Source organism: Mailhella sp., from assembly GCF_057866825.1.
The window spans coordinates 1-2378 of the sequence record NZ_DBMAHT010000199.1 but is presented as its reverse complement, the minus strand read 5'-3'; the positions used below and the strand labels follow the sequence as shown (position 1 = coordinate 2378).

General features: G+C 63.9%; 3 protein-coding genes. All 3 read right to left on the bottom strand.

All coding sequences use genetic code 11. The annotated features are described in order from the left end of the window. On the bottom strand, positions 1-126 hold a 126-nt coding region (locus tag ACZM96_RS10635; RefSeq protein WP_489489032.1), incomplete at its 3' end, for a hypothetical protein. An 83-nt stretch (positions 127-209) separates the two neighbouring features. Next, a complete protein-coding gene (gene glmM / locus ACZM96_RS10630; protein WP_489489030.1) occupies positions 210-1562 on the bottom strand; it encodes a phosphoglucosamine mutase in 1353 nt (450 codons plus the stop codon). A gap of 2 nt (positions 1563-1564) precedes the next feature. Further along, a partial coding sequence (locus ACZM96_RS10625; RefSeq protein WP_489489029.1) for a hypothetical protein occupies positions 1565-2378 on the bottom strand: 814 nt, incomplete at its 5' end.

Genomic DNA, 2378 nt, shown 5'->3' with positions numbered 1-2378 from the left:
TTCCCGCTGCACCGCTTCCACCAGTTCCTGACGGGAGAACAGAAGCAGGGAAATGGCCTGCTTGAGCATGGGCGTCATGTGGAGCTGCTGGCTCAGTTTGAACTGCTGTTTTATTTCAAAGGCCATAATTTCTCCTGGTGACAGGTTGATTGAGGATGCACGGGCGATAAAAACGCGGCACGGAGCGGTTATTCCGTGCCGCGACCATGTCAGCGCAGTTCTTCGGAAGCCACGTCGGCCAGACGGCGGACGGCGCGACGCACGAAATCTTCGTCTTCGCCCTCGACCATGACGCGGCAGAGGTTTTCGGTGCCGGAGTAGCGCAGCAGCACGCGGCCGTGAGCGCCGAGTTTTTCTTCGATTTCCTTCTGGGCGGCCATGAGCTTTTCGCACTTTTCAAAGGGAATCTTGCGGGAAATGCTCACGTTGATGAGCTTTTGCGGATAGAGCTTGAGGCGGTCGGCGAGCTCGGAGAGGGGGCGTCCGGTTTCGCGCATGATGCGCAGAATCTGGAGCGCGGCGAGCAGGCCGTCGCCGGTGGTGCCGTATTCGCGGAAAATGAGGTGTCCCGACTGTTCGCCGCCGAGCATGGCGTTGTGCTGACGCATGGCTTCGATGACGTAGCGGTCGCCCACCTTGGTGCGCAGAAGCTGGCCGCCGCGTTCCTTCATGAACACTTCGAGGGCCATGTTGCTCATGACCGTGCCCACGAGAATGTTCTTGTTGAGCTTGCCCTTTTTCATGAGGTCGTCGGCGCAGATGGCCATGATCTGATCGCCGTCGAGCAGACGTCCCTTTTCATCGACAACGAGGAGGCGGTCGGCGTCGCCGTCGAGGGCGAGACCGACGTCGGCGCGCACTTCGCGCACCTTGGCCTGCAGGTTTTCGGGATGCAGGGAACCGCACTGATAGTTGATGTTCAAACCGTCGGGCGAGGTGCCGAGGCGGAAGACTTCGGCGCCGAGTTCCTCAAGGGCGAGGGGCGCGACCTTGTAGTTGGCGCCGTTGGCGCAGTCGATGACCACGCGCAGGCCGTCGAGGGTGAGCTGCTGGGGGAAGCTGCTCTTGAGGTACACGATGTAGCGGCCCGAGGCGTCCACGATGCGGTAGGCGCGGCCCACCTTGTTGGAGGCGGGGTAATCCCATTCGTAGTCCTTGTCGAGGATGAGCTCGGACATTTTGTCTTCGACCTCGTCGGGAAGCTTGAAGCCTTCGCGGTCGAAGAACTTGATGCCGTTGTCGTGATAGGGATTGTGCGAGGCGGAAATGACCACGCCGAAGTCGGCGCGCATGTTGCGGGTGAGGAAGGCGATGGCGGGGGTGGGCAGGGGGCCCACCTGATACACGTCCATGCCGGAGGCGCACAGGCCCGCGGTGAGCGCGGATTCAAACATGTAGCCGGAGAGGCGGGTGTCCTTGCCGATGATGACCTTGCGGCGGCATTCGTCGGAGCGGAACACGGTGCCGGCGGCGAGACCGAGGCGCAGGGCCATTTCGACGGTGAGGGGATAGGTGTTGATCCGGCCGCGCAGGCCGTCGGTGCCAAAAAGACGTTCAGACATGGCTAATCCTGTGTTTCGATGGGTGCTTTGGGAGCGGTTGTTCCGCCTTTGCCGTCGGCGCTGCCGGAAGATGCGGCGGGTGCTGCGGGAGCCTTTTCGGCCGGGGCGGCGGAAGCGGCGGGAACGGCGGCTTTTGCCGGGGCCGCGATGCTGGCCGGAGCCGCGATATTGGCCGGAGCCGCGACCTTGGCGGGCACGGTCACCTTGGCGGGGGAGTCTGTTCCGGACGCGGGCGGCTGGTCGGCGGGCTTGTCGTCGCCGGAGAGTGCGGGCGGCACTTTGAGGTCGTTGGGCTGGGGCAGGGAGGCCGAAGGCAGCACGACGTCGCTCAGCGAAAAGTTGCCGGACACCCGCTGATCGGGCAGTTTCATGCCGAAGGTGTTGGTCGGCAGGGTGAATATGCTTTCTGCCGGGGCCCAGTTGCGGCTTTCCGCGCCGATGTCGGTGCGGCTGAAGAGCATGACGGTGGGCGGTTCGATGGAAATGAGGCCCGCGCCCGAGGGCAGCATGACGATGGGGGTGACTTCCGCGCTGTCGCCGGGAGTGAAGTCGGCGGGCTGGCGCACGATGACGCGCACGGCGTCGAGGTAGTCGCGGTCTTCCACGAGGGCTTCGGGCACGGAGATTTCCACGCTGGCCTGATCGGGACGCACGCTGTAGCCTTCGTCGTCGTTGTCGAGCTGGATTTCGCGCGAGAGGGTGACGTTCTGCGTCTTGAGGTCGAGCGAGTAGCGCAGGGTGGTCACGGGCGGGGTGATTTCCACCTGCGGCGGGGCCACGATGGCCACGTTGGCCTCATGGGGGCCTTCGCTGGCG